The organism is Streptomyces sp. NBC_00038 (assembly GCF_026343635.1).
GTDB lineage: Bacteria > Actinomycetota > Actinomycetes > Streptomycetales > Streptomycetaceae > Streptomyces.
In genome coordinates this window covers 5,118,650-5,143,577 of the sequence record NZ_JAPELQ010000001.1, presented here as the reverse complement: position 1 = coordinate 5,143,577, position 24,928 = coordinate 5,118,650, and the positions used below count along the sequence as shown (strand labels likewise).

Below are 24,928 nucleotides of genomic sequence, written 5' to 3'. Positions count from 1 at the left end.
GACTGAGCGAATGCGGATACGGAGACGGTACGTGAGCGGACAGCGAGCGCGACGGCACATCGTCCGGGGACTGGCGCTGCTGGGCACCGTGCTCGGCCTGGTGCTTTTCGGCGGGGTGGGCGCGGCGTCCGCGCACGCCGCGCTGACCGGCACCGATCCGCAGGACGGCAGTGTGGTGAAGGAGGCGCCCACGCAGATCACGCTGACGTTCACCGAGTCCGTCGGCCTCCTCGACGACTCCTTCCGCGTGATCACCCCGGACAACCGGCGCGTCCACACGGGCAAGCCGGCGCACGCGGGCGACCGCTCCAACACCGCCCTCGTGACCCTCCCGGACGACATGGGCACCGGCACCTTCACCGTGGCCTGGCGGGTCGTCTCGGCGGACAGCCACCCGGTCTCCGGCGCCTTCACCTTCTCCATCGGCAAACCCTCCGCGACCACCGCCGCCCTGCCCACCGAATCCGCCGAGGACACCGTCGCGGGCAACCTCTACGACATCACCCGCTACGTCGCGTACGGCGGCCTCGCCGTGCTCATCGGCGCCGCCGTCTTCGTCCTGGCCTGCGGATTCCCGGGCAGCGTGCACCGCCTGCTGCTGGCCGGCTGGTGGACGCTGCTCGTCTCCACCCTCGCCCTGCTGCTCCTGCGCGGCCCGTACGAACGGGGCAGCGGGCTCGCGGCGGCCGTCGATCCGGCCGTCCTGCGCGAGACGCTGACCAGCAGGCCCGGGATCGCGCTGGTGGCGCGGCTGGTGCTGCTGGGGGCGGTGGCCTTCTATCCCGTACGAGTACGGGAGCGCAGGCCGGTCATAGGGGCACTGGGCGGGCTGCTCGCCCTCGGCCTCGCGGTCACCTGGGCCGCCGCCGAGCACGCGTCCGCCGGGATCCAGGTCCCCGTCGCGATGGTCTCCTCCGTACTGCACCTGCTCGCCATGGCCGTCTGGCTCGGCGGCCTGACCGCCCTGCTCACCGCGCTCTACCGCCCGGCCGAACCGGTCCCGGCAGCCGTCGTCACCCGCTTCTCCCGACTCGCCCTCACCTCGGTCACCGTCCTCGCCGTCACCGGCGTCTACCAGTCCTGGCGCGGCCTCGGCTCCTGGGACGCCCTGACCTCGACGTCGTACGGCCGTCTCCTCGTCGTCAAGCTGTGCGCGGTGCTGCTTCTGCTGGTGGGGGCCGGGTATTCGCGGCGCTGGACGGGGCGGCTGGCTGCGACGGCTGCGACGGCCGTCACGGCATCTGTTCCGGTGGTGGTGCGGGAACGGGAGCGGGAGCGGGTGCCGGAAGTGGTCGGGGCGCCGGGGGAGCCTGGGGCGCCGGGTGACTCCAAGGGCGTACGCGCCGGTGTGACGGAGGAGGCGGTGGCAGAGGCCGGTCCGTATCGGCGGGGGCTGCGTCGGTCCGTGCTTGCCGAGGTCAGCGTCGGGATCGTGGTCCTCGTGGTCACCACCTTGCTGACCGGTACGCAGCCGGGGCGGGCGGCCACCGAGTCGGCGGCCGCGGTCACCGCGGCGGAGCAGCCCACGGGGTCCTCGACGCTGATTCCCTTCGACGTCGGTACACCCGGGGGGCGCGGCAAGGTCCAGATCGAGCTGGCGCCCGGCCGGGTGGGCGAGAACTCCGTCCAGGCCGTGATCTTCGGGCCCGACGGCGGGATCGCCACCGTCCCCGAACTGCGCCTGACCTTCACGCTGCCGAAGCAGGACGTCGGCCCGATCGACGCCCAGCTCACGGACAAGGGCGGCTACTGGGCCACCGACGGCCTCACCCTCCCGCTGGCCGGCACCTGGACGATGAAGGCCACGGTGCGGACGACGGACATCGACCAGGTCACGGTCTCGAAGACCGTCACCATCGGTTAGTAGTCGGTTAGTAGTCGGTTAGTTGTCGGCTAGGAATCGGCTGGTAGCTGCCTCATTTCTCCGGGGTGAGGTCGGTGATCGACTGGATCTCCTCGGGGGTCAGTTCGAGGTCCTGTGCGGCGAGGTTTTCCTCGATGTGCGTGATGCTGGTGGTGCCGGGGATTGGCATGACCGCGGGTGAGCGGGCGAGCAGCCAGGCGAGTGCGATCTGGGAGACCGTCGCGCCGTGCCGGGCGGCGACGGCGCCGAGGACGCGGCGGACCGCTTCCGGGCCGTCGGTGTCCGTGGGGGTGCCGGGCCGTGTGAGGGAGACCGGCTGCCAGGGGACGAAGACGGCGCCGGCTTCTACGGTCGCGTCGAGCAGGGCGGTCTCGTGGCGGTCGACGACGTTGAAGTGGGCGGTCACGGCGGCGATTTCGGTGATCTCGCGGGCAGCACGGAGTTGTTCGGGGGTGACGTTCGACAGGCCGATGTGCCGGATCACGCCCTGTTGCCGCAGTTCGGCCAGGGTGCCGACCTGCTCTTCGAACGAGGCGTCCCGCGCCCAGCCGCTGTGCAGGTAGTACAGGTCGATCCGCTCGACACCGAGGCGCCGCGCACTCAACTGGGCGCACTGGCGGAGGTAGTTGGCGTTACCGACCGCGTCGATCGAGGTGAGGTCGAGGCCACCGCGTACGAAGCCGCCCTTGGTGGCGATCACCAGGTCCTCGGGGTAGGGGTGAAGCGCCTCGCGGATCAGCAGCTCGTTGGTGTGCGGACCGTAGACGTCGGCGGTGTCGATCAGGGTCACGCCCGCCTCGACCGCCTTGCGCAGAAGCGTGATCCCGCTGTCGCGGTCGGGGTACTCGCCCCAGAGGTGACTGCCGGTGAGCCGCATCGCGCCGTAGCCGACACGGCCGGTCCGGAGGTCGCCGCCGAGGGTGATGGGTGTGTGTATGGGGGTGGGTGGGGGTGCGTGTATGGGTGTGTGTTCTGTCATGCGTCCAGCGTTGTGCGGTGGTGGTGGGGGTGCCAGGGAGGGTGCTGCCTATGCGGATCAGTACCAGGCACGGGGGTGGGGTACGGCGGACACTGGAGGCATGGAGCAGCATGGTGGTGCGTCTTCTTCTGGGGGTCGTTCCGGGGGCCGATCCGGCGGCCGTTTCGGGGGCCGGTCCAGTGGTTCGGCCAGTGGGCCGCCAGGTGGTGGGTCCAGTGGTCTGGCAAGTGGCTCGGCCAGTGGTCCGCCCGGTGGTCTGGCAAGTGGCTCGGCCAGTAGTCCGCCCGGTGGTCCGGCAAGTGGGTCAGCCAGTGGTCCGCCAGGTGGTCGATCCAGTGGTCCGGCCAGTGGCTCGTCCAGTCGTCCGCTGGGTGGTCCGGCCGGTGGGCTGTCCGGCGGCAACGAGCTGGGCGACTTCCTGCGTGCTCGCCGTGCCGCGCTCGATCCGCGTCGGGCGGGGGTGCCGGACGACGGACGCCTGCGCCGGGTGCCGGGGCTGCGCCGGGAGGAGCTGGCCCAGCTCGCGCACGTGAGCATCGACTACGTCGTACGGCTGGAGCAGGGCCGGACCCGCCGGGTGTCCCGCCCGGTCCTCGACGCGCTCGCGGACGCGCTGGAGCTCGCCCCGGACGAGCGGGCGTACCTCTTCGCCGTGGCCGACGTGACGCAGACCGCCCCCGCGCGGCAGTCGGCCGGGCCCGGGGTACCTCCCGGGGAGAGGGTCGGCCGGCCGCTGCTGCAGCTGCTCGACGGCATGCGGGACACCCCCGCGATGGTTCTGAACCGCCGCATGGACGTACTGGCCTGGAACAGCGCGGCCACCGCCCTGCTCACCGACTTCGGCGCGCTGCCCCCGGCCGAGCGGAACCTGATCCGGCTGACCTTCCTCGACGACGCCTTCCGAGCCCTGTACGCGGACTGGCCGCGCGCGGCCCGCGAGTGCGTGGCGGTGCTGCGGATGGAGGCGGGCCGTCACCCCGACGACCAGGCCCTGGCCGCGCTGGTGGGCGAACTGAGCGTGCGGGACCCGGACTTCAGGAACTGGTGGGCCAGCCACCTGGTGCGCGGCCCCCGCCGACTCACCAAGACCTACCACCACCCGGTGGCGGGCCCCCTCACCCTCGACGTCCAGCAACTCTCCGTCGACACCCAGCCCGACCAGCGGCTCGTCGCCTACACCGCCCCGCCCGACTCCCCGTCCCAGGAAGCCCTGCGCTTCCTCCTCCAGTGGTCGGCCCGCAGCGCCGCCGGAGCCAACTGACGGGGACCGCCCGGTCCTTGCTTGCTCTGGCCACGTGAACCGTCAAGCCGTACGGCATGTCTCGACGATGGCCATGCCGAAGGACTCCAAGGGAGAGAGTCGTTGAGCGCTCGGATTCTGGTCGCGAGGACGACGAGGAACGTCGCGAGGACGACGAGAACAGTGTCCAGTGCCCAGCGTCGACCAATCCGGAGGTGATGTTCCCCTGGGGGTGCCATCGACCGCTGCCAGGTCCTCAGATCCCGGGATCGCTGGACAGCGGGCGCGGGTAGTGCTCCGGCTAATGCACGGGATTGTGCTCCGGCTCGTCGAGTTCGGGCAGCGGCGGAAGGTTCCGTCGTGGTGTCGCAACCGGCTCGGCGTCCGCCGGGAGTTCGCCGCGGGAGCGGCGCCAGGCCGCCCGGGCTCGCGGGTGGTAGCGGCGGTCGTGCGGGAGGAGCCTGAACACAGCGTTGATCAGCTGGCAGGTCCTTCGATGCCGCCGGGCGTCGCGTCGCGACCAGGTGAAGCCGAGCAGGTCGCGGACCTCCCCGTCGTACAGCCCGATGGTGAACCAGACGAAGGTCCGCCCGATCAGCGAGCCGACCGGACGCCACACCGCGTTCGGCAGCCACGGCAGAAACGGCGGCCTCGCGAGCCCGGCTATGTCGAGCACGTCCCGGGTGGCCTTGTTGTCCTCCAGCACCTCCGCGCACATGTGCTTCCAGTAGAGCTGGAAGTCCTCCCAACTCTCCGGCACCGGCCGCATACTCATGCCGTACATCCGGTACCACTGCACGTGCTCGTCGAACAGTCGGCGTTTCTCCGCCTCACCGATGCCGCCCGCGAAGTGCTCCCCGATGAGGATCGTGCTGACGAAGAACGTGGAGTGCGCCCAGTAGTAAGTGTCAGGGTCCAGCGCGTGGTACCGACGGCCCTGCGCATCGACGCCCTTGATCCGGTCGTGGTAGCCGCGCACCTCGAGCGCGGTCCGCCATGCGTGCGGGCCGTCGTAGACGACTCCGCTGATGGGATAGAGCGAACGGAACAGCCGCTGCCAGCGCTCCTCGAAGAACCGCGAGTGCTGTTCAACTCCCGCGCCCAGCCCGGGATGCATGTTCTGCATGGACCCGGCCCACAGCGCGGTGAGAAGCCCCCGCCAGTCCCCGAGATACTCCCAGGTCAACGACTCCGGCCCGAGCGGCTCGGGCACCTCGTCCCCTAACTCCCGCTCCCCGTCCGCCATTTGACTGATCGCTTCCATACTCAGACCATGCCCGTCGACGCCGGATTCCGGAAGCTTGTGCAGCGGCAGGACGTCGGTACGGGCGGTTGCAGCCGCTGGTGACGTCGATGTTCGGGCGTGCGGGTGACCCCACTGTGAGGCACTGGCGGAGGGTACGAGATTCGAAGTTACAGACCACGAAGCGCCTGATAGAGATCGTCGTAGGCGCTCCAGCAGTCGATACTGCCGTCGTCGTTCAGACTGCCCATGTACCAGTCGTCGTCGTTGACCGGCTTCACCAGACACAGTCCATGGAACCCCAAGACGATCTCAGCACAGAGCCGTTCATCCGGTGCCGGCCAGCCCAGCCACGTCACTACGCGATCGGTGTCGAGAGCTGTGGCCTCCCGATCACCGGAGACCTTGCGGATCTCCTCCAGAGTCCACCCTGCCGGTAGGTGCCCGCCCGTCATCCAACGATGATGGCAGCCATTGCGGTAGCCGACTGCTGCCCGGCCCGCGCGGCCTCTCAGAGCACCGATTTAGGACGGTCGGGCAGGTGCCCGTGCCTCCACGGGGCGCTTCGTTTCTCGGTGTCCCGAAGCGGACCAAGGTGCTCGTCCGGCGACTGCTGGTTGAAGAAGAAGACGGGGAGCCGGTTGAGCTCTCCTCCTCCTACTTCCCCGGGGCGGCTTCAGGCGTCGCGTCCAACACCGCGATCGGGTGCGCTCATGTCCCCCGTCCCGGGTGTGCCATCGGCGAGCCCGTAGCGCAGGTAAACGGTGCCCTTCGGTCCGGCTACCGGCGGTTCGAGGAGGGTGACGTTCGTGGGTACCGCGCCATCGTCGAAGACCTTCTTCCCGACGCCGAGCACGATGGGGTGCACCCAGAGGTCGAGGCGGTCGAAGAGCTTCTCGCGCAGGAGGGTCTGCACCAGGTTCAGGCTCCCGACGACCTTCACGTGCTCATGCTTGTCACGGAGCTCGCGTACCGCGCCGGCCAGATCCGGGCCGAGCTGCGTGGACCCGGCCCAGGGGAGGTCGGGCTTGCCGCGGGAGGCCACGTACTTCGGGACGCTGTTGAAGAGGGTGGCGATCTCGTTGTCCTCGCCACCCTCCTGGTGGGGCCAGTAGGCGGCGAAGATGTCATACGTCCGCCGGCCGAGCAGGAGAGCGTCCGTGCCCTCGTACGCGGCACCGATCTGCGCCCCGGTGGCCTCGTCAAGCAGGGGCGCCTGCCAGCCGCCGAACGGGAACCCCACCGGGTCCTCGTCGGGGCCGCCGGGCGCCTGCCCGACGAGGTCGAGCGTTGCGAACATCTCGACGTGGATGAGGCCCATGACTTACTCCCGACGCATTGGTTTTCTCGGTCAGGAGGTAGACCCGTGGGCGCCGGCAGACTCATCGCTGCGGCGGCACCCAACTCCAGTCACTTTGACAAGTCAACCTGGCGTCTTTGGGGGAGCCGGGGCGAACGACACGGCGCAGATGGCAGGAACGCAAGGCCGTCTGAGACAAAAAATGAGACGGGCAACGTTGAAGGGCCCCACCGCGAACGGTGGGGCCCTTCAACGTTAGTGCCCGGTGAGGCACTGGCGGAGGATACGAGATTCGAACTCGTGAGGGGTTGCCCCCAACACGCTTTCCAAGCGTGCGCCCTAGGCCACTAGGCGAATCCTCCGCGGCAAACAATACAAGACGTTGAGGAGTGCTCGCGAACTCGTTCCCCCCGCTCAGATCCTGTACCCTGTGCGGAGCCCCTCACGTGGCGCTATCTGACTGAACTCCCCCAGGGCCGGAAGGCAGCAAGGGTAGGTTGGCTCTGGCGGGTGCGTGGGGGGCGCTTGCGTTTGCGGTCCGGGTTGTCAGTGGGCGCCTATAACCTCGTATGCGTGTCGTCTCTCGCGCTGTACCGCCGTTATCGCCCGGAGTCGTTCGCCGAGGTCATCGGGCAGGAGCATGTAACCGACCCGTTGCAGCAGGCGCTGCGGAACAACCGGGTCAATCACGCGTACCTGTTCAGCGGCCCGCGCGGGTGCGGGAAGACCACCAGCGCGCGGATTCTGGCCCGGTGTCTGAACTGCGAGCAGGGGCCGACGCCGACGCCCTGCGGGGAGTGCCAGTCGTGCCGGGACCTGGCCAGGAACGGGCCGGGTTCTATCGACGTGATCGAGATCGACGCCGCCTCGCACGGTGGTGTCGACGACGCCCGTGACCTGCGAGAGAAGGCCTTCTTCGGGCCCGCCGGCAGTCGGTACAAGATCTACATCATCGACGAGGCCCACATGGTCACGTCGGCCGGCTTCAACGCGCTGCTCAAGGTCGTCGAAGAGCCGCCCGAGCATCTGAAGTTCATCTTCGCCACCACCGAGCCCGAGAAGGTCATCGGGACGATCCGGTCGCGGACTCACCACTACCCGTTCCGGCTCGTGCCGCCGGGAACCCTTCGGGAGTACCTCGGTGAGGTCTGTGGACAGGAGGGCATTCCCGTCGCTGACGGGGTGTTGCCGCTGGTCGTACGGGCCGGTGCCGGGTCCGTGCGTGACTCCATGTCCGTCATGGACCAGCTGCTCGCGGGGGCGGGCGACGCCGGTGTGACGTACGCCATGGCCACCTCGCTGCTCGGGTACACGGACGGGTCGCTGCTCGATTCGGTTGTCGAGGCCTTCGCCTCGGGGGACGGCGCCGCGGCCTTCGAGGTCGTGGACCGGGTCATCGAGGGCGGTAACGACCCTCGGCGGTTCGTCGCCGATCTGCTGGAGCGGCTGCGGGATCTGGTGATCCTGGCCGCCGTGCCGGACGCCGCGGAGAAGGGGCTCATCGATGCCCCTGTAGACGTCGTGGAGCGGATGCAGGCCCAGGCGGGCGTTTTCGGCGCCGCCGAGCTGAGCCGCTCCGCCGATCTCGTCAACGAAGGCCTGACGGAGATGCGTGGCGCCACCTCGCCGCGGCTCCAGCTCGAACTCATCTGCGCGCGCGTGCTGCTTCCCGCTGCGTACGGGGACGAGCGGTCCGTCATGGCCCGGCTGGACCGTATCGAGCGCGGCGTGAACTTCTCCGGCGGCGGGGGTGCGCCTGCCATGGGGTACGTGCCTGGGGCTGATGCGCATGGGTATGGGCATGGGCCTGGGCACGGGATAGGGCATGCGCACGGTGGGGCGCCGGCCCCGGTCGGCCAGGCGGCTCCAGCGGCTGTACAAGGACAGGGCGGCGCGGTTCCACCGGGCGGTGGCGTCGCAGCGGCTCGGGCCGCCGTGCGTGCGGCGGGGCCGGGGTCGGCCCCTGACTCCGCTGCCCCGGTCGCTCCTCCCGCGGCCGCTCCGGTCGCGCCTCCAGCGACTCCTGCGCCCCCCGTGGCTGAGCCGCAGCCGCAGCCGCAGCCGCAGGCCCCGGCCACGCCACCGCCCGCCGCTGCCCCGGCGCCCCCCGGTCCGTCGGGGGCCGCGCCCGGCGCCTGGCCCACCGCGACGGCCGCGGGCAGTGGCCGGCGTCCCGGCGGGTGGCCGACGGCGGCTCCCACGGGCGGCGGCCAGCCACCGGCTACGCCCGCAGCCCCGGCACCCTCCGCTGCGGCACCCGCCCCGGCTCCTGCCGCCGCCCCACCGGCAGCCCAGGCTCCCCCGAGCGGCGGCCCCGACCCCCGCATGCTGTGGCCGAACATCCTGGAGGCGGTGAAGAACCGCCGCCGGTTCACCTGGATCCTGCTCAGCCAGAACGCGCAGGTCACCGGGTTCGACGGTACGACTCTGCAGATCGGCTTCGTCAACGCGGGCGCCCGGGACAACTTCGCGAGCAGCGGCAGCGAAGAGGTGCTGCGGCAGGCGCTGTCCGAGCAGTTCAACGTCCAGTGGAGGATCGACGCGATCGTCGACACCTCGGGCGGCTCCGGTGGTCCAGGCGGCTCGGCGCCGCCCGCTCCGGCCGGTCCAGGGTTCGGCGGTGGATACGGCGGGGCGCAGGCAGCCCCCCATTCCGCGCCCCAGCAGCAGTCGGCCCCGGCCTCGCGCCCCGCCGCGTCGCCGGGCCCGTCCATGAACCACGCTCCGGCCGCGCCCGCCCCAGCACCCACCCCGGCTCCCGCCGCCCCCGAACCACCCCCGGTCGCCCCCGAGGACGACACTCCCGAGGACGACGACCCGGACCTCGTCGAGTCCGCCCTCTCGGGCTACGACCTGATCGTCCGCGAACTGGGCGCGACGGTGGTGGAGGAGTTCTCGAACGAGTAGAGCCGGGGACGGCGAGGGGGCACCGTCCGGCGGCCCACCTTGGAGGATCCCACCATCCCTCCAGGCCCCCCGCTTCGGAAGCCCCCACAAAGGCACCCTCTCCCGGCGGTTAGGCTGACCCCGTGAAGGTCCTTGTCATCGGTAGCGGCGCCCGCGAACACGCCCTGTGCCGTTCCCTGTCCCTCGACCCCGACGTCACCGCCCTGTACTGCGCCCCCGGGAACGCAGGCATCGCGGAGGTGGCCGAGCTGCACCCGGTCGACGCCCTCGACGGCGCCGCCGTGGCCGCGCTGGCGGCCGATCTCGGTGCCGAGCTGGTGATCGTGGGCCCGGAGGCCCCGCTTGTCGCGGGGGTCGCCGATGCCGTGCGCGCGGCGGGCATCCCGGTTTTCGGCCCCTCCAAGGAGGCGGCGGAGCTGGAGGGCTCCAAGGCCTTCGCCAAGGATGTGATGGCGGGGGCGGGCGTCCCGACGGCGCGCTCGTACGTCTGCACGACACCCGACGAGGTCGAGGAGGCGCTCGACGCCTTCGGTGCCCCGTACGTCGTGAAGGACGACGGGCTCGCGGCCGGCAAGGGAGTCGTCGTGACCGACGACCTCGCGAAGGCCCGCGACCACGCCAACGCCTGCGACCGCGTCGTCATCGAGGAGTTTCTCGACGGCCCCGAGGTCTCCCTCTTCGCGATCACGGACGGCGAGACCGTCGTCCCGCTGCAGCCCGCCCAGGACTTCAAGCGCGCGCTGGACGGCGACGAGGGCCCGAACACCGGCGGCATGGGTGCGTACTCGCCCCTGCCCTGGGCGGACCCGAAGCTCGTCGAGGAGGTCATGCAGACCGTCCTCCAGCCGACCGTCGACGAACTGCGCCGCCGCGGCACCCCGTTCTCCGGCCTGCTTTACGCGGGTCTGGCGATCACCGGCCGAGGCGTACGGGTCATCGAGTTCAACGCCCGCTTCGGCGACCCCGAGACCCAGGTGGTCCTCGCCCGCCTGAAGACCCCTCTCTCCGGCGTGCTCCTGGCCGCGGCGAACGGCACTCTCGCCGACCTGGAGCCCCTGCGCTGGAGCGACGCGGCTGCCGTCACCGTGGTCGTCGCCTCGCACAACTACCCGGACACCCCGCGCACCGGCGACCCGATCACCGGGCTCGACGAGGTGGCGGCCCAGGACGCGCCGTACGCGTACGTCCTGCACGCCGGGACGAAGCGCGCCGGCGACGCGGTCGTCAGCGCGGGCGGCCGGGTGCTCTCCGTCACGGCGACCGGCACCGACCTCACCCAGGCCCGCGAGCGCGCGTACGCGGCGGTCGCCCGCATCGGCCTCGACGGTTCGCAGCACCGCACGGACATCGCGGCGAAGGCGGCGGCAGAGGCGTAGAGCCTGGTCAACACAGTGACGCGCCATTGACCGGCCACGAGTGGGTCGGCAGGCCGTCGGCAGTCCCCCGGGCCCCGGATTCCGTACGGAATCCGGGGCCTGATCATTGCCCACCGTCATCCACCTTTCCCCAAAGCCATTCCATCGAGTGACCGATGCCCCATCCGGCTGACGGGGGCCGGGGCCCCAACTAGGGTGCGGCGAAAGCGTTCCGGCACTTGGCCCACCGGCATTGCGATGTCGGTGGCGGGTGCCACAGTGGGGGAGTGAGCAACGCCAGGACATCCGCCGGCGCGGGCTGCGACGCAGCCCGGGTGGGGCGGACCGTAGGGGGTGAGGTCCGGTCGTGACCGGTATGGGTGTGGAGGTGGGCGCGCAGTCCGCGCGCTCCCGGGCTCTCGCCGTGCTGCGTATCCGCAGCAGGGCGCTGGCCGTCGCCCTGCTGCCCGCGGCCGTCGCCGTGGTGCTGCTGGCCGGCGGCTCCACGGGCCACATCACCGGCCAGGGCTGGGACACCACCAGCTGGATAGTGACCGTCGTCGCCGTCCTCGTCCTCCTCGCCGCCGCGGGCATCGCGCTCGTCGTCGCCCGCGCCCGGCCGGCCATGAGTCCCACGGTCGCCATCGCGGAGGAATCGGCGCCCGACCTCTACCGCATGGTCCGCGACCTGGCCGACCGTCTCGACGTCCCGGCCCCCTCGGCGATAGCGCTCACCCCGGACTGCGACAGCTGGCTGGAGGACCGCACCCACCTGGCGCACGGCCGCCCGCCGCCCGGGGACAGGGACGAAGCGGAAGGCATGCAAGGCCTGCGCGGCGTACGTGGCCTGTCCGCGCGCCCCCGCCGGGCACCTTCCGCCCCCGTCCTCGTCATCGGCTCCCCCTTCCTGTGGTGGATGCGCGTCGGGGAACTGCGCGCGGTCCTGGCCCCGGTCGTCGCCGGTACGGGCCCGTCGGCGCACCCCGACATAGCCGCGGCCCGTCGTTTCGTACGGGGACTGGACGCGGCCGTGGCCGTGACCTCGGCGCCCACCCGCGGCCCGCTGACCCGCATGGTGCTGGGCGGTGTCGGCTGGGTGACCCGCCTGCTGCTGCGCAGCTGCCGGGGCCACGCGGCCGAAATGGAGCGTGGCGTGGCGGCCGCCGCGGCCGAGCGTGCACAGGCTGTGGACTACGGCCTGCGGATCGTCGCGCAGGAACAGGTGGGACTGGCGTACGCGGGCTGGGACCGGCTCCTGACCCGCGTCGCGCTGCCCGCCTGGCGGATGGGCCGCTGGCCGTCCCGGCTGGACGCGGGCGTCGTCGCGGCCCTCACCGAACTGTCCCGCCGTGACCGCCTCGCCGAGGGCTTCACCTCGCGGCTGGGCGAGCGCCCCGCGTGTGACCTGCTCGAAGAGCCCGGCACGGTGGACGAGGCGGCGTCACTCCTCGCCGCCCGCCTCTTCCACGGCGGTCCCGCAGAGCCCGGGCCCGACTGGGCACCCGTGGACTGGCTGGAGTACCCGGACGAGGTCGTCGACCGCAAATGGCGTGCCGATGCGGCCCGCCTCCACCGGGTCCTGGACGCGCTGGGCGTCCGGCACTCCACGGATCCGGCGGCGCCCGACTCGGGCGGTCCCACGCTGGCGCGGGTGATGGACCACCTGATGACGTCACCGGACGACGACACACACGCACCGGGTCCGAACCCGGACTTGGACGCCGGCGCACTTGCCACCAATCGCGGGGGTGCGTACGAGGAGATGGGCATAGGCCTGGACGAGGACGACGCGGAACTCGTCCTCGGGAACGAGCGGACGGCTGCGCTTGCGGCGGGGCTCAGTGCCGAGCTGGCTCGTGAGGAGGCGGCGGCACCGGACCTTGCGGCGTCGCCGGCCGGGGGCGCGGACCAGGGGCCCGACCGGGCTCTCTGGGACGACGGGATGCTGCTTCCCCTCTTCCCGCTTCAGCCGCCTCGGACCGGGCGGGAGCTGCTGGCCGACCATGTGACGGCCATGGTGTGCTGCGCCGCGATGGACACGGCGGGGGCCGCGCCGGGGCTCGACTGGCTCGACGGCCCGTCCCTCCTCGTCGACGGCGAACGCGCCGCCGATCTGACCCCCCGCGTCCTCACCCTCGTCGAATCCGGCGACCCCGCCCCCCTCCGCGACTGGCTCCGCCACCTCGGCGTCCGCCCAGAGAAACCGGTCCGCCTGGTCTGACAGCGGCCACCGCCGTCCGTGGGGTGAGTTTTTTCGCCCCCTCCGCCCCTACCCGTCCCTTGCCCCTGGGGGCTCCGCCCCCAGACCCCCGCTCGCCCGAAGGGCTCGTCCTCAAACGCCGGACGGGCTGAAAAGACCTTCCCAGCCCCGGGACTGAAGGGCACAGCCCCCACGGGTGGGCGGGGGGTCGGGACGGCATACCTGGTCCTCAAACGCCGGACAGGCTGAAAAGACCTTCCCCGCCCCGGGACTGAAGAGACAGCCCCCACGGGTGGGTGGGGGGTCGGGACGGCATACCTGGTCCTCAAACGCCGGACGGGCCGAAAAGACCTTCCCCGCCCCGGGACTGAAGAGACAGCCCCCACGGGTGGGTGGGGGATCGGGACGGCATACCTCGTCCTCAAACACCGGACAGGCTGAAACCCCAGCCCCGACGGGTGGGCGGGGGACCGGGACGGCACTTCCTCACCCGCAGACGGCGGACGGGCTGGACGGTCCCCCCGGCCGAGAACGCACCCGCAGCCGCCCACACACCGAAGGGGCCGGGGGCCGGTACATCAAATGCCCGTCGCGTACGTTCGCGTCACCGGACGCCTCACTGCTCGGCCAAGGTCTGATCCGTCGGCGACGGGCGGATGTACCGGCCCCCGGCCCCGCCCCCCCACCGAACCGGAGGCGACACCGCGCCCCCCAGGCGGAGCCCCCCGTTCCACTCCCGCCAATTCGCGACGAACGGTGACGATGTGCGTGCGTAATGTGATGTGCTGGGACCGATCGCGCACACGGCAAGGGCTTACAAGGACGACGGGGGCAACAGGGAGGGGAGCAGGCATGGGGTCGGAGCAGATTCGCCGGTGGGAGTCGGGAGCGCTCGCCCACGCCGTCACGGACCCCTTCGGACAGGGCCCCGTCCCATGGCTCCGCGGCGATGAGCAGTACTTCGACGACACCGGGCACGTCGTCCCCTGGTACATCGACCACGCCCCCGGCGCCACCCAGCTCCAGGACACCGGACGCGACCGCAAGGCAGCCACCAGGGGAGCCATCCCCCACCCCCGAGCCGGAGGCCCCCGCTCCGCAGACGACGTCCACCGCCAGATCAAGGGTTTCACCTCCACCGGCGCGGCCGCCCCCGGCGAGGCCATCGACTTCCACATCACGGTGGACCCACCGCAGGAATTCAGCGTCGACATCTACCGCATCGGCCACTACGGAGGCGACGGCGCGTCAAAGATCACCACCAGCCCCCGCCTCTCCGGCATCGTCCAGCCCCCGCCCCTCACCGCGGACCGCACCGTCTCCTGCCACCACTGGTGGCTCTCCTGGCGCCTGCAGATCCCGAGCTACTGGAACATCGGCGCGTACGTCGCCGTACTCACCACCGTCGACGGCTACCGCTCCCACGTCCCCTTCACGGTCCGCGACGACCACCCCGCCGACCTGCTCCTCCTGCTCCCCGACATCACCTGGCAGGCGTACAACCTCTACCCGGAGGACGGCCGCACGGGGGCGAGCCTCTACCACGCCTGGGACGAGAACGGCCGCCTGCTCGGCGAGGCCGACGCCGCGACGACGGTCTCCTTCGACCGCCCGTACGCGGGCGCGGGCCTCCCCCTCCACGTGGGCCACGCCTACGACTTCATCCGCTGGGCCGAGCGCTACGGCTACGACCTCGCCTACGCCGACGCCCGCGACCTGCACGCCGGCCGGGTCGACCCCACCCGTTACCGCGGCCTGGTCTTCCCGGGCCACGACGAGTACTGGTCGCCGACGATGCGCCGCACCACGGAGCTCGCCCGCGAGCACGGCACCTCGCTCGTCTTCCTCTCCGCCAACACCATGTACTGGCAAGTGGAGTTGGGCCCGTCCCCGTCCGGCGTCGCCGACCGCCTGCTCACCTGCCTCAAGCGCAGAGGCCCCGGAAAACCGGCCCTGTGGCGTGAGATCGACCGTCCGGAACAGCAACTCATCGGCATCCAGTACGCGGGACGGGTCCCCGACCCCCACCCCCTGGTCGTCCGCAACGCGGACCACTGGCTCTGGGAGGCGACCGGCGCGCACGAGGGCGACGAGCTCACCGGCATGGTCGCGGGCGAGGCCGACCGCTACTTCCCCCGCACCCCTCTCCCCGAGCACCAGGGCCGCATCCTCCTGGCCCACTCCCCGTACGCCGACAGCGAGGGCACCCCCCGCCACCAGGAGACCTCCCTCTACCGCGCCCCGTCCGGCGCCCTGGTCTTCGCCTCCGGAACCTTCGCCTGGTCCCCGGCCCTGGACCGCCCCGGCCATGTGGACCCCCGCATCCAGCGAGCCACGGCCAACCTATTGGACCGCATCTGCAAACACGACTGAAGCCGCATGAGGCACCCCCCCATGGGGGACCCCACGCACCCCCTGGCCAAAGCCACTCCTCCCATACGGGAGAATCGAGCCACTTGGACAGAACCACGCGGAGGAACCGTGTCCGGATTCGTTGAAAAGCCCGAACCGCTTCAGGTTCCGGGTCTGGTGCATCTGCACACCGGCAAGGTGCGCGACCTGTACCAGAACGAGGCGGGCGACCTCGTGATGGTCGCCAGCGACCGCATCTCCGCATTCGACTGGGTGCTGCCGACCGAGATCCCCGACAAGGGCCGCACGCTCACCCAGCTCTCCCTGTGGTGGTTCGACCAGCTCGCCGACCTGGTCCCCAACCACGTGCTGAGCACCGAACTCCCGCAGGGCGCCCCCGCCGACTGGGAGGGCCGCACCCTGATCTGCAAGTCGCTGCGGATGACCCCGGTCGAGTGCGTCGCCCGCGGCTACCTCACCGGCTCGGGCCTCGCCGAGTACAAGCAGACCCGCACGGTCTGCGGCCTCGCCCTCCCCGAGGGCCTGACCGACGGTTCCGAACTCCCCGCACCGATCTTCACCCCCGCCACCAAGGCCGAGGTCGGCGAGCACGACGAGAACGTGTCGTACGAGGAGGTCGCCCGCCAGGTCGGCGCCGAGACCGCGGCCCAGCTGCGGCAGACGACCCTCGCGGTCTACAGCCGCGCCCGCGACATCGCCCGCGACCGGGGAATCATCCTCGCGGACACCAAGTTCGAGTTCGGCTTCGAGGGCGAGAACCTGATCCTCGCCGACGAGGTGCTGACCCCGGACTCGTCCCGCTTCTGGCCGGCCGACGAGTGGGAGCCGGGCCATGCGCAGCCGTCGTACGACAAGCAGTTCGTGCGCGACTGGCTGACGTCCGCCGAGTCCGGCTGGGACCGGGCGAGCGAGCAGCCCCCGCCGGCCCTGCCCCAGCACATCGTGGACGTGACCCGCGCCAAGTACATCGAGGCGTACGAGCGCCTGACGGGTACGAGCTGGTCGTAGCGCACGACAAAGGCCCCGGTCGATGACCGGGGCCTTTGCCTTCTGCTGCCTTCTCTTGAGCGGACGACCAGGTTCGAACTGGCGACCTCAACCTTGGCAAGGTTGCGCTCTACCAACTGAGCTACGTCCGCGCTGCGCCGTGGCGCGAGAGCAACTATACCCAACCTCGCTCGCGCGCGAGACGCACCGCCGTGTGACGGTTCTCGGCCCCGAGCTTGGTCGCGGCGGACGACAGATAGTTCCGTACGGTCCCCTGGGACAGCGCGGCCCGCTCGGCGATCTCCGCGACGGGCGCCCCGTCCGCGGCGAATTCGAGCACCTCGGCCTCGCGCGCGGTCAGCGGCGAGTCCCCGGCGGAGATCGCGTCGGCGGCCAACTCCGGGTCCACGTAACGGTTTCCCGCGTGCACCGTACGGATGATCTCCGCGAGCCGCTGCGCGCTGACCGTCTTGGGGACGAACCCGCGCACACCCGCCGCAAGTGCCCGCTTGAGATGCCCGGGCCGCCCGTGACTCGTCACGATCAGCACCTGGCAACCGGGCAGTTCGGCCCGCAGCGATGTGGCCACCCTCACACCGTCGGCCCCCGGCATCTGAAGATCCAGCACGGCGACATCAGGCGCGTGCGCCCGCGCCATCGCCAGCGCCTCGGGCCCGGTCGCCGCCTCGGCCACCACGACGAGATCGTCCTCCAGGGCCAGCAGCGCGGCGAGCGCTCCCCGGATCAGATGTTCGTCATCGGCGAGCAGCAGCCGTACGGAAGTCACGACGCAACCTCTCTCGCCGAAGCCGGAGCCGGAGCCGGAGCCGGAGCCGGAGCCGGAGCCGAAGCCGGAGCCGGAGCCGGAGCCGGAACCAGACCCTGGCCCCCACCAGGCCCCGGACCCGGCCCCGGACCCGGACCCGGACCCGGCCCCGCACCAGCCACAGAAACCCCAGGCAACGGCACCTCCGCCACCAACCGGAACACACCGTCCCCGACAGCCCCCGCCCGCAACACCCCACCCACCTCCATCAGCCGCTCCCGAAGCCCCACGAGCCCGGATCCCGACTCCCCGTCGCGCGCTTCCCCCGGCACCCCGTCGTTCTCGACGGTCAGCGTCACCCGCCCCCCATCCCCCCGCCCCTCGGTCACCCGCAGCGACACCGAACACCGCCCCGCGTCCCCGTGCCGCAGCACATTCGTCGCCGCCTCCCGTACGACCCAGCCGAGCGCCGCCTGGACCTGCGCGGGCAGCCCGGTCACCGGGCCGCTGACCTCGCAGTCGATGCCGGCGGCCGTCAACACGCCCTGGGCGCCCGCGAGTTCGGTAGCCAGGTCGGCCTCCCGGTAGCCGCGTACGACCTCGCGCACTTCCCGCTGCGACTCCTGCGCGATGCGCTGCACCTCGATCATCTGCTCCACGGCTTCGGGCCGTCCGCGCCGCGCCAGCTGGACGGCGAGCTCGCTCTTCAGGGCGATCACCGCGAGATTGCGGCCCATCACGTCGTGCAGGTCGCGCCCGAAACGGAGCCGCTCCTCGGCGACGGCGAGGCGGGTGCGGGTCTCGCGGGCCTCGTCGAGTGCGTAGACGGTGTTGAGCAGCCAGACGGAGAGGACGGAGGTGAACACGATGAACCCGGTGGCGAGAAACTCCGCTCCCGCCGCACCCAGCGCGGCGGGAGCGGGGACGCCCACCAGGACCAGGACACCCCCGACGCCGACCGCGGAGCCCATCACCATGACGAACGCGCGCCGCCAGTCGCGGATACCGAGGGCGATGATCCCGACACCGAAAGCGGGCACCAGCACGGACAGCATGGCCGCCGCGGATTCGGCGTCATCGCCGCCGGAACCGTGCTCCGTGAGGACGGCCGCACCGACCGTGATCAGCGCGGTGACCGCGCCGAGCGCCCACAGGAGACGTACGGGCTGATCACGGATGCCCCGAGTCCAGTCGAGAGCCCGGGACGCGGTCAGGGCGCAGCACGCACCGTGGACGCACACCGCCGCGAGCGTCAAGCCCCCGAACCGCGACCCCAACTGGCCGAACGCCGGGAGCCCGATGGAGGCGATCTCGAGCAGGGCGAGGAAGTGGAACGACCACCGCGTATACGTCTCGACCTTCGCCGGCGTGCTCTTCCCCCGCCACCACACCCCAGGCTTCCGCAAAGCCCCGCCCCCGCTCCCGTACGCATTCACCGCCGCGGCTCCCACCGGAACCACCGTCCTACAGCAAACACCGCGACGACGGTCCAGGCCACCGCCGTGGCGGAGGCGCCCAGGGTCTCGTACGCGGAGAGGTCGCCGGTCCAGCCGCCGCGTATCAGCGTGATCACCGGGGTCAGCGGCAGCAGTTCGCAGACCGAGGCCAGCCGGTCTGGCATGGCTTCGAGGGGGATGAAGGTGCCCGAGCCGAGCAGCGAGACCATCATCAGCGGCATGGCGGCCACCTGGGCGCCCTCCACGCTCTTGCTGAAGGTCGCGGTGACCGCCGCGAGCGGGGGCCACATCGCCAGGCCCAACAGCAGCCCCAGGACGGCGAGATGAGGTGCCTTCGGCGCCCCCATGTCCAGAAGGACGCCGCACGCCGCCGTCAGGACCAGGCACTGTGCGAGCCCTATCGCCGCCGAGGGCAGGGCGGCCCCCGCGAGGATCTCCGCGTCCCGCAGCTCCCCGGTGCGCAGCCGCTTGAGGACGAGTTCCTCGCGTCGGGCCGCGTACACGCTGACCAGTGAGCTGTAGACCGCGAAGAGGAGCGAGAAGCCGACGGAGGAGGGCAGGATGACCGACCCGACCGAGAGCCCCACGCCCTTCAGATCCATCTGGTCGACCGTCGAGCGAAGGCTGAACGGCAGCACCAGCGGCACGAACAGCGCGGCGAAGAGCGTCGCCTTCGTACGCCCCAGGAGTGTGAGCTCGGCCCGCGCGAGGGCGGCCATCCGCCCCACCGCGGTGGTGGTCGCTCCCTTATTGGTCGTACTCGTACTCGTCACAGTCACCGCGCTCACGCCACAGTCTCCTTGTCCGTACGGGCGTTCTCCCACGCGGCGGCCTCCGAAGCGGCCGCCTCCTCCCGCGCGATCCGCAGGAACGCCTCCTCCAGCGAGGCCGACCGCACATCGAGCCCCCGCAGCTCGATCCCGGTCCGTTCGGCCCACAACAGCAGTGCGGTGGCGGCCCGTTGCAGCTCGTGCGTGCGCAGCCGGACGGTACGTCCCTCGACCTCGTGCCCGGTGATGCCGAGCGAGGCGAGCGGGGGCAGGTCCCCGAGGAAGTAGCCGTCGGGAAGTTCGAAGGCGATCCGGGACGGCTGGGAGGCGGTCACCTGGGCCGGGGTGCCGGTGGCGGCGATGCGTCCCTCGTGGAGGATCGCGAGTCGGTCGGCGAGTTCCTCCGCCTCTTCCAGGTAGTGGGTGGTCAGCAGCACCGTCGTACCTCCGTCGCGCAGCTCCCGTACCAACTCCCAGGTACTCCGGCGTCCTTCGGCGTCGAGTCCGGTCGTCGGCTCGTCGAGGAAGAGGACCTCGGGGCGGCCGAGGAGCGCGAGTGCCAGGTCCAGGCGCCGCTTCTCGCCCCCGGACAGCTGCTTCACCCGTACACCGGACCGCCGCGTGAGCCCGACCATGTCCAGGGCCTCCGCCGTGGGGCGCGCCCCGCTCGTGCAGCCCGCCCACATCCGTACGGTCTCCGCGACCGTCAGCTCGGAGGGGAAACCGCCCTCCTGAAGCATCACGCCGATCCGGGGGCGTACGACCGCCCGCTCCTCGTACGGATCGTGCCCGAGGACCCGTACCCGCCCGCCTGCCGGGGGTGCGAGGCCTTCGAGGAGCTCGACTGTGCTGGTCTTGCCGGCCCCGTTCGTCCCCAGCAGCGCGAAGAGCTCACCGTGGCCCACGGAGAACGTGATTCCGCGCACCGCCTCGAAGTCGCCCCCGTACACACGCCGCAGATCCGTGACCTCGATCACGTCATCGCGCTCGTTGTGCTCATTCGTCTTCATGGATTCAGCGTCCCCGCGGACGGCCCCCGGCAGCAGTGCGCGGTGTCATCACTCCGCATGACATATGTCAGAAGCCACTACCGAGCGGAGAAGACACGACAAAGGCCCCGGTCGATGACCGGGGCCTTTGCTTTCTCTGGAGCGGACGACCAGGTTCGAACTGGCGACCTCAACCTTGGCAAGGTTGCGCTCTACCAACTGAGCTACGTCCGCATTGCCTCCGACAGGCTCTCACCGATCGGCGCGAGCACCACCTTACCTGATCCAAATGGATGCCCGGTAAGGGATGCAGAGCGGGTGACAGGAATTGCACACTGCGCCTTCCCCCTGGAAGGGGGATGTTCTACTACTGAACTACACCCGCGTGACTCCGTGAGGTCCGGCCTTGCGGCCTCGCCCCTCGGCGTGCTCCAGACTCTAGCTGACCAGCGGGGGGTCAGCGCAAGTCGACTCTTCCCAGGGGCGGATGACCGGCCGGGCCGAGAGCTCGGCCGGTCCGCGGGCCCCCGGTTTCAGCGAGCCCCGACCTCGGTCCCAGTGAGTCGTGGCTCCGGCTCAGTGCGCCTCGGCGAACGCCTCGTACACCTTCTTGGGGATGCGTCCGCGCGGCGGCACGTCGAGCTTGTTGGAGCGGGCCCAGGCGCGGACGGCCGCCGGGTCGGGGGTCAACGCGGTGTGCGTGTACGCCTTCCCGGACCTCGATTGCTTGCGGCCGGCCTCGAGGTAGGGCGCGAGCACCTTACGCAGTTTCTTGGCATTGGCTGGATTGAGGTCGATCTCGTACGACTTGCCGTCCAGTCCGAAGGCGATCGTCTCCGCCGCTTCTGAGCCGTCGATGTCGTCGGAGAGAGTGACCACGACACGCTGCGCCACGAATATCGGTCCCTTCGTGCGGCACCTCTGCGATCAACCGTCATGACGTGCGAAGACGTCACGGAGTTGTCGGCGAGATGTCGACTGTCCGGCTGTTATTGGGCAAAGTATCGGCTATTGCCATTTCATTTGTACAGTGCCCGGCATTGCATTGTGAAGCCCGACTAAATCCTTCCGCGTGTCCGGAGGCAATAGGGTCCCGCCGCTCTTCTGCGGTTTTTCCCAGGATTTTCCGTGGATGCCCCCGCGTCGATGCGAGATCGTGATCGGGGTCACGTAGGATTCTACGAATCTACGCGAGTAGAAATTTTGTGCGGGTAGTCTGAAGCGACCTGCTCAGCACCACACACCGGGAGTGCCAGTGGCACGCGTCGTAGTCGACGTCATGCTCAAGCCGGAGATCCTCGACCCCCAGGGCCAGGCGGTGCAGCGTGCACTGCCGCGTCTCGGTTTCGACGGTGTCTCCGACGTACGTCAGGGAAAGCGATTCGAACTGGAAGTGGACGGACCGGTGGACGACGCCGCGCTCGCCCGCATCCATGAACTCGCGGAATCCTTCCTCGCCAACACCGTGATCGAGGACTTCACCGTCAAGGTCGAGGAAGTCGCGGAGGCAGGAAAGTGACCGCTCGTATTGGAGTCGTCACCTTTCCCGGCAGCCTGGACGACCGGGACACGCAGCGCGCGATCCGGCTCGCCGGTGCCGAACCCGTCGCCCTCTGGCACAAGGACAAGGACCTGAAGCAGGTCGACGCCGTGGTGCTGCCCGGCGGTTTCTCGTACGGCGACTATCTGCGGGCCGGCGCGATCTCGCGCTTCTCGCCGGTGATGGCGACCGTCATCGAGCAGGCGAAGTCCGGAATGCCGGTTCTCGGCATCTGCAACGGCTTCCAGGTCCTCACCGAGGCCCACCTCCTCCCTGGCGCCATGCTCGGCAACAACCACCTGCACTTCATCTGCCGCGACCAGAAGCTGCGGGTGGAGAACGCGGAGACCTCCTGGACCGCCGACTACACGGCCGGCCAGGAGATCCACATCCCGCTGAAGAACATGGACGGGCGGTACGTCGCCGACGAGCACACGCTCGATGAGCTGGAGGCGGAGGGCCGGGTCGTCTTCCGGTACGTCGACTTCAACCCCAATGGCAGCCTTCGGGACATCGCCGGCATCGCGAACGCCGCCGGGAACGTCGTAGGCCTCATGCCGCACCCGGAGCACGCCGTCGAGCCCCTCATCGGGTCCGGCCGCACCGACGGCCTCCCCTTCTTCACCTCGATCCTCAAGAAGCTGGTCAACGCATGAGCCGCACGCCTCTGGACACGGTCGAGAACGCGGCCGCGACCCCCGACGTCGAGCTGCCCTGGGCCGAACTGGGCCTGAAGAAGGACGAGTACGAGCGGGTCGTGGAGATCCTCGGCCGCCGCCCGACCGGTGCCGAGCTCGCCATGTACTCGGTCATGTGGTCCGAGCACTGCAGCTACAAGTCCTCGAAGGTCCACCTGCGCCAGTTCGGCGAGAAGGCCCCCCAGTCCGATGCGCTGCTCGTGGGCATCGGCGAGAACGCCGGCGTGGTCGACGTCGGCCAGGGTTACGCCGTCACCTTCAAGGTCGAGTCGCACAACCACCCCTCGTACGTGGAGCCCTACCAGGGTGCCGCCACGGGCGTCGGCGGCATCGTGCGCGACATCATCGCGATGGGCGCCAGGCCGGTCGCGGTCGTCGACCCGCTTCGCTTCGGTGCGGCCGACCACCCCGACACCAAGCGCGTCCTGCCCGGCGTCGTCGCCGGCATCGGCGGCTACGGCAACTGTCTCGGCCTCCCGAACATCGGCGGCGAGGTCGTCTTCGACGCCTGCTACCAGGGCAACCCGCTGGTCAACGCCGGTGCCATCGGCGTCATGCGGCACGAGGACATCCACCTCGCGAAGGCGTCGGGCTCGGGCAACAAGGTCATCCTGTACGGGGCTCGCACGGGCGGCGACGGCATCGGCGGCGCCTCGATCCTCGCCTCCGAGACCTTCGACGACGCCAAGCCGAGCAAGCGCCCGGCGGTCCAGGTCGGCGACCCCTTCCAGGAGAAGCTGCTCATCGAGTGCACCCTGGAGGCCTTCGCCGAGAAGCTGGTCGTCGGTATCCAGGACCTCGGTGCGGCCGGACTCTCCTGCGCCACCAGCGAGTTGGCGTCCAACGGCTCCGGCGGCATGCGCGTGACGCTGGACGACGTACCGCTGCGCGACTCGACTCTCTCGCCCGAGGAAATCCTCATGAGCGAGTCGCAGGAACGCATGTGCGCGGTCGTCGAGCCGGCGAAGGTCGAACGGTTCCTGGAGATCTGCGACAAGTGGGATGTCATCGCCACGGTGATCGGTGAGGTCACCGACGGCGACCGCCTGGAGATCTACTGGCACGGCGGCAAGATCGTCGACGTCGACCCCCGCACGGTCGCGCACGACGGCCCGGTCTACGAGCGCCCGTACGCCCGCCCGGAGTGGCAGGACGCCCTCCAGGCGGACGACGCGAACAAGCTGCCGAGGCCTACGTCGGGTGAGGAACTGAGGGACCAGGTACTGCAGTTGGTCGCCTCGCCCAACCAGGCCTCCAAGTCCTGGATCACCTCCCAGTACGACCACTTCGTGCAGGGCAACACCGTGCTGGCGCAGCCCGAGGACTCGGGCATGATCCGCATCGACGAGGAGACCGGGCTCGGCGTCGCGATCGCCACGGACGGCAACGGCCGGTACGCGAAGCTCGACCCGTACGCGGGTGCGCAGCTCGCGCTCTCCGAGGCGTACCGCAATGTCGCGACGACCGGCGCCAAGCCGCTCGCCGTCTCCGACTGCCTGAACTTCGGCTCGCCCGAGGACCCGGCGGTGATGTGGCAGTTCGCGGAGGCCATCCGCGGACTGGCCGACGCCTGCCAGCAGTTGGGCACCCCGGTGACCGGCGGCAACGTCTCGCTCTACAACCAGACGGGCGAGGTGGCCATCCACCCGACCCCGGTGGTCGCCGTCCTCGGCGTCATCGACGATGTCGCCCGCCGCACGCCGGTCGCCTTCCAGGAGGAAGGGCAGCTGCTCTACCTCCTCGGCGACACCCGCGAGGAGTTCGGCGGTTCGGCCTGGTCGCAGGTCGTCCACGACCACCTGGGGGGCCTGCCCCCGAAGGTCGACCTGGAGCGCGAGCGCCTCCTCGCCGAGATCCTGATCTCCGCCTCCCGCGACGGCATGATCGACTCCGCGCACGACCTGTCCGACGGCGGTCTGATCCAGGCCGTGGTCGAGTCCGCGCTGCTCGGCGACAAGGGCGCGCGGCTGATCGTGCCCGACGGCCTCGACGCCTTCACCTTCCTGTTCTCGGAGTCGGCGGGCCGCGCGGTCGTCGCGGTGCCGCGCTCGGAGGAGCTCCGCTTCAACGACATGTGCGGGGCGCGGGGGCTGCCCGTCACCCGCATCGGTGTCGTCGACGGGGACGCGGTGGAGATCCAGGGCGAGTTCACCCTCCCCCTGGCCGAACTGCGCACCGCGCACGAGGCGACGATCCCGGCGCTGCTGGCGTAAATCCCTTTGGCCGTACGGCATTGAAGGCTCCGCCCGTGAAAACGGGC

19 protein-coding genes, 4 tRNA genes and 1 other RNA gene are annotated in these 24,928 nt (G+C 70.6%); 11 read left to right on the top strand and 13 right to left on the bottom strand.

The genetic code is table 11. The features are described from left to right. The first annotated feature begins 31 nt into the window (after positions 1-31). The gene (locus tag OG219_RS23160) at positions 32-1,864 is read left to right on the top strand and encodes a copper resistance CopC/CopD family protein (protein ID WP_266829385.1); all 1,833 of its coding nucleotides are present in this window, start codon (positions 32-34) and stop codon (positions 1,862-1,864) included. A 52-nt stretch (positions 1,865-1,916) separates the two neighbouring features. Here the strand turns inward: OG219_RS23160 and OG219_RS23155 are convergent, their stop codons facing one another. After that, the gene (locus OG219_RS23155) at positions 1,917-2,843 is read right to left on the bottom strand and encodes an aldo/keto reductase (RefSeq protein ID WP_266829383.1); all 927 of its coding nucleotides are present in this window, start codon (positions 2,841-2,843) and stop codon (positions 1,917-1,919) included. A gap of 367 nt (positions 2,844-3,210) precedes the next feature. Between OG219_RS23155 and OG219_RS23150 the strand changes: the two genes are divergently transcribed. Further along, positions 3,211-4,104, top strand: a complete 894-nt coding sequence (locus OG219_RS23150; RefSeq protein ID WP_323183354.1) for a helix-turn-helix transcriptional regulator — start codon at positions 3,211-3,213, stop codon at positions 4,102-4,104. Positions 4,105-4,384: 280 nt separating this feature from the next. On the opposite strand, the gene OG219_RS23145 is transcribed toward OG219_RS23150, so the two are convergent. The 4 genes from OG219_RS23145 to OG219_RS23130 all read right to left on the bottom strand — a co-directional run bounded on the left by OG219_RS23145 (position 4,385) and on the right by OG219_RS23130 (position 6,988). Beyond that, positions 4,385-5,347, bottom strand: coding sequence for an oxygenase MpaB family protein (locus OG219_RS23145; protein ID WP_266829381.1), 963 nt, complete (start codon positions 5,345-5,347; stop codon positions 4,385-4,387). A gap of 149 nt (positions 5,348-5,496) precedes the next feature. After that, positions 5,497-5,781 (bottom strand): hypothetical protein, encoded by a 285-nt coding sequence (locus OG219_RS23140; protein WP_266829379.1) that lies wholly within the window; start codon positions 5,779-5,781, stop codon positions 5,497-5,499. Positions 5,782-6,002: 221 nt separating this feature from the next. Then, positions 6,003-6,647, bottom strand: a complete 645-nt coding sequence (locus OG219_RS23135) for a dihydrofolate reductase family protein (RefSeq protein WP_266829377.1) — start codon at positions 6,645-6,647, stop codon at positions 6,003-6,005. Between the two features lie 253 nt (positions 6,648-6,900). After that, positions 6,901-6,988: transfer RNA gene (locus tag OG219_RS23130), tRNA-Ser, on the bottom strand. A 71-nt stretch (positions 6,989-7,059) separates the two neighbouring features. Between OG219_RS23130 and ffs the strand changes: the two genes are divergently transcribed. The 6 genes from ffs (at position 7,060) to OG219_RS23100 (ending at position 16,469) form a co-directional block, all read left to right on the top strand. After that, positions 7,060-7,158: signal recognition particle sRNA small type (gene ffs / locus OG219_RS23125), an RNA gene on the top strand. Between the two features lie 41 nt (positions 7,159-7,199). Continuing rightward, positions 7,200-9,533: a DNA polymerase III subunit gamma and tau gene (locus OG219_RS23120; RefSeq protein WP_266829375.1), complete on the top strand. Its 2,334-nt coding sequence runs from the start codon at positions 7,200-7,202 to the stop codon at positions 9,531-9,533. Between the two features lie 122 nt (positions 9,534-9,655). Then, complete coding sequence (gene purD, locus OG219_RS23115) at positions 9,656-10,909, top strand: phosphoribosylamine--glycine ligase (protein ID WP_266829373.1); 1,254 nt, start codon at positions 9,656-9,658, stop codon at positions 10,907-10,909. Positions 10,910-11,264: 355 nt separating this feature from the next. Beyond that, on the top strand, positions 11,265-13,109 hold the full coding sequence (locus OG219_RS23110) for a hypothetical protein (protein ID WP_266836196.1): 1,845 nt from the start codon (positions 11,265-11,267) through the stop codon (positions 13,107-13,109). A gap of 831 nt (positions 13,110-13,940) precedes the next feature. Further along, positions 13,941-15,461 (top strand): N,N-dimethylformamidase beta subunit family domain-containing protein, encoded by a 1,521-nt coding sequence (locus OG219_RS23105; RefSeq protein WP_266829371.1) that lies wholly within the window; start codon positions 13,941-13,943, stop codon positions 15,459-15,461. Positions 15,462-15,569: 108 nt separating this feature from the next. Beyond that, the gene (locus tag OG219_RS23100) at positions 15,570-16,469 is read left to right on the top strand and encodes a phosphoribosylaminoimidazolesuccinocarboxamide synthase (RefSeq protein ID WP_266829369.1); all 900 of its coding nucleotides are present in this window, start codon (positions 15,570-15,572) and stop codon (positions 16,467-16,469) included. Between the two features lie 58 nt (positions 16,470-16,527). Here the strand turns inward: OG219_RS23100 and OG219_RS23095 are convergent. The 8 genes from OG219_RS23095 to OG219_RS23060 form a co-directional block, all read right to left on the bottom strand. After that, positions 16,528-16,600 (bottom strand) — tRNA-Gly (locus OG219_RS23095). A gap of 23 nt (positions 16,601-16,623) precedes the next feature. Continuing rightward, on the bottom strand, positions 16,624-17,235 hold the full coding sequence (locus tag OG219_RS23090) for a response regulator transcription factor (protein WP_266829367.1): 612 nt from the start codon (positions 17,233-17,235) through the stop codon (positions 16,624-16,626). Then, entirely contained in the window at positions 17,232-18,620 is a 1,389-nt protein-coding gene (locus OG219_RS23085; RefSeq protein WP_266829365.1) for a sensor histidine kinase, read from the bottom strand. Before OG219_RS23085 ends, OG219_RS23090 begins: the two co-directional genes overlap by 4 nt. A gap of 26 nt (positions 18,621-18,646) precedes the next feature. Beyond that, positions 18,647-19,390 (bottom strand): ABC transporter permease, encoded by a 744-nt coding sequence (locus OG219_RS23080; protein ID WP_266836195.1) that lies wholly within the window; start codon positions 19,388-19,390, stop codon positions 18,647-18,649. A gap of 65 nt (positions 19,391-19,455) precedes the next feature. Next, positions 19,456-20,451 (bottom strand): ABC transporter ATP-binding protein, encoded by a 996-nt coding sequence (locus tag OG219_RS23075; RefSeq protein ID WP_266829363.1) that lies wholly within the window; start codon positions 20,449-20,451, stop codon positions 19,456-19,458. Positions 20,452-20,588: 137 nt separating this feature from the next. Further along, positions 20,589-20,664 (bottom strand) — tRNA-Gly (locus OG219_RS23070). 79 nt (positions 20,665-20,743) lie between these two features. Beyond that, positions 20,744-20,815: transfer RNA gene (locus OG219_RS23065), tRNA-Gly, on the bottom strand. 191 nt (positions 20,816-21,006) lie between these two features. Beyond that, entirely contained in the window at positions 21,007-21,324 is a 318-nt protein-coding gene (locus OG219_RS23060; RefSeq protein ID WP_266829361.1) for an Lsr2 family protein, read from the bottom strand. Positions 21,325-21,685: 361 nt separating this feature from the next. On the opposite strand from OG219_RS23060, the gene purS reads away from it, so the two are divergent. From purS to purL, 3 genes are read left to right on the top strand one after another with little or no spacing between them, the layout of a single operon-like run. Continuing rightward, complete coding sequence (gene purS / locus OG219_RS23055; protein WP_060898438.1) at positions 21,686-21,949, top strand: phosphoribosylformylglycinamidine synthase subunit PurS; 264 nt, start codon at positions 21,686-21,688, stop codon at positions 21,947-21,949. Then, positions 21,946-22,626, top strand: coding sequence for a phosphoribosylformylglycinamidine synthase subunit PurQ (gene purQ, locus OG219_RS23050; RefSeq protein ID WP_266829359.1), 681 nt, complete (start codon positions 21,946-21,948; stop codon positions 22,624-22,626). Before purS ends, purQ begins: the two co-directional genes overlap by 4 nt. Next, positions 22,623-24,881 (top strand): phosphoribosylformylglycinamidine synthase subunit PurL, encoded by a 2,259-nt coding sequence (gene purL / locus OG219_RS23045; RefSeq protein WP_266829357.1) that lies wholly within the window; start codon positions 22,623-22,625, stop codon positions 24,879-24,881. The genes purQ and purL overlap by 4 nt, the downstream gene beginning before the upstream one ends. Positions 24,882-24,928 lie beyond the last annotated feature (47 nt).

What these genes read in the sequence shown, in the direction of transcription:
- OG219_RS23155 (WP_266829383.1), bottom strand. Translation starts at nt 2,843, where the DNA reads ATGACAGAACACACACCCATACACGCACCCCCACCCACCCCCATACAC.
- OG219_RS23145 (WP_266829381.1), bottom strand. Translation starts at nt 5,347, where the DNA reads ATGGAAGCGATCAGTCAAATGGCGGACGGGGAGCGGGAGTTAGGGGAC.
- OG219_RS23140 (WP_266829379.1), bottom strand. Translation starts at nt 5,781, where the DNA reads ATGACGGGCGGGCACCTACCGGCAGGGTGGACTCTGGAGGAGATCCGC.
- OG219_RS23135 (WP_266829377.1), bottom strand. Translation starts at nt 6,647, where the DNA reads ATGGGCCTCATCCACGTCGAGATGTTCGCAACGCTCGACCTCGTCGGG.
- OG219_RS23110 (WP_266836196.1), top strand. Translation starts at nt 11,265, where the DNA reads ATGGGTGTGGAGGTGGGCGCGCAGTCCGCGCGCTCCCGGGCTCTCGCC.
- OG219_RS23105 (WP_266829371.1), top strand. Translation starts at nt 13,941, where the DNA reads ATGGGGTCGGAGCAGATTCGCCGGTGGGAGTCGGGAGCGCTCGCCCAC.
- OG219_RS23080 (WP_266836195.1), bottom strand. Translation starts at nt 19,390, where the DNA reads ATGGCCGCCCTCGCGCGGGCCGAGCTCACACTCCTGGGGCGTACGAAG.
- OG219_RS23075 (WP_266829363.1), bottom strand. Translation starts at nt 20,451, where the DNA reads ATGAAGACGAATGAGCACAACGAGCGCGATGACGTGATCGAGGTCACG.
- purL (WP_266829357.1), top strand. Translation starts at nt 22,623, where the DNA reads ATGAGCCGCACGCCTCTGGACACGGTCGAGAACGCGGCCGCGACCCCC.